Source organism: Enterococcus canintestini, from assembly GCF_001885735.1.
In the GTDB taxonomy this organism is placed as follows: Bacteria; Bacillota; Bacilli; order Lactobacillales; family Enterococcaceae; genus Enterococcus_C; species Enterococcus_C canintestini.
In genome coordinates this window covers 1-1,074 of record NZ_JXKG01000050.1, presented here as the reverse complement: position 1 = coordinate 1,074, position 1,074 = coordinate 1, and the positions used below count along the sequence as shown (strand labels likewise).

The 1,074-nt window shown below is 30.7% G+C and carries 2 protein-coding genes; both read left to right on the top strand.

The genetic code is table 11. The features are described 5' to 3' along the window. Positions 1–175 precede the first annotated feature (175 nt). Positions 176–436: a type II toxin-antitoxin system RelB/DinJ family antitoxin gene (locus RU96_RS12555; RefSeq protein WP_071865807.1), complete on the top strand. Its 261-nt coding sequence runs from the start codon at positions 176–178 to the stop codon at positions 434–436. Continuing rightward, positions 423–701, top strand: a complete 279-nt coding sequence (locus tag RU96_RS12550) for a type II toxin-antitoxin system RelE/ParE family toxin (protein ID WP_071865806.1) — start codon at positions 423–425, stop codon at positions 699–701. Before RU96_RS12555 ends, RU96_RS12550 begins: the two co-directional genes overlap by 14 nt. Positions 702–1,074: the final 373 nt, after the last annotated feature.

Below are 1,074 nucleotides of genomic sequence, written 5' to 3'. Positions count from 1 at the left end.
TTGATTGTACGAAACAGTGACTTTACTTATGAAGAACTAGAAAAACTATCAATGTCGAGTATTGATAGCCTGTATGTGGCGCATGTTCTTGAAAAGAACGGGGGATAAATATCCCAACGTGTTGCCGTTGTGATTATAATGTGGTATACTTTATTTATAGGAAGGAAGTGATTTCATGACTGTATCACGACTTAATATTCGGATTGATGGAGATTTAAAAGAGCAAGCAAAAGAAGTTTACAAAGATATGGGAATGGATTTAACCACAGCCGTTACAATATTTCTAAAGCAAAGTGTGCGAGAACAACGTTTACCTTTCCAACCAAGTAGAGAACCCATTGAAAATGTTATTGCTCGCTATGAAGTAGAAAATGGCTTGACAACAAAGGTTGATTCAGTAGCAGACCTGATGGAGAATTTAAATGCTGACGATTGAGTACACTTCTATATTCAAAAGAGATTATAAAAGAATGATGAAAAAACACTACGATATGGAAAAGCTAGAAAAAGTAGTTAAGTTGCTTGTCACAAACAACCAAGATGAATTGGTAAGAAAATATAGAGACCACGCTTTAAAAGGAAACTGGAAAGGTTACAGAGAACTTCATTTAGATAAAGACTGGTTACTCATTTACAAGATTGACGATAAAAATTTAATCTTAACAATGACACGTACAGGCAGTCATGATGAACTTTTGTAATCTCACAAACATAGGTTTGAACGTCTAAAAATAATTTTTTCTTACAGAAAATCATAAAAGGCTTTCAAATCAGCGAAATTAACTAGCAATTCGGGTGATTTCTATATCTCATATCAAGTATGAATTTGAGATATAGAAATTAGTAGCTTGTTTTAAATAACGTTTTTTGAAATATATTTGATATTTTTATTAAATTGTTAGGAAAACGGATACAAACAGTGCATAATTAAATTAAAATCATACAAATTAATTATTTAACTATTTCAAAAAAGGAGAGGCTTAAAATGTTGATTAAAAGTTTGCCGCTCATTATAGTTATTGGAATTTTTATTTTTATAGTTTTACAAATTACCTGAATAATTCATACTTTGAC

Excerpts from the sequence above, each read along its gene's own strand:
- RU96_RS12555 (WP_071865807.1), top strand. The coding sequence starts at position 176 with ATGACTGTATCACGACTTAATATTCGGATTGATGGAGATTTAAAAGAG.
- RU96_RS12550 (WP_071865806.1), top strand. The coding sequence starts at position 423 with ATGCTGACGATTGAGTACACTTCTATATTCAAAAGAGATTATAAAAGA.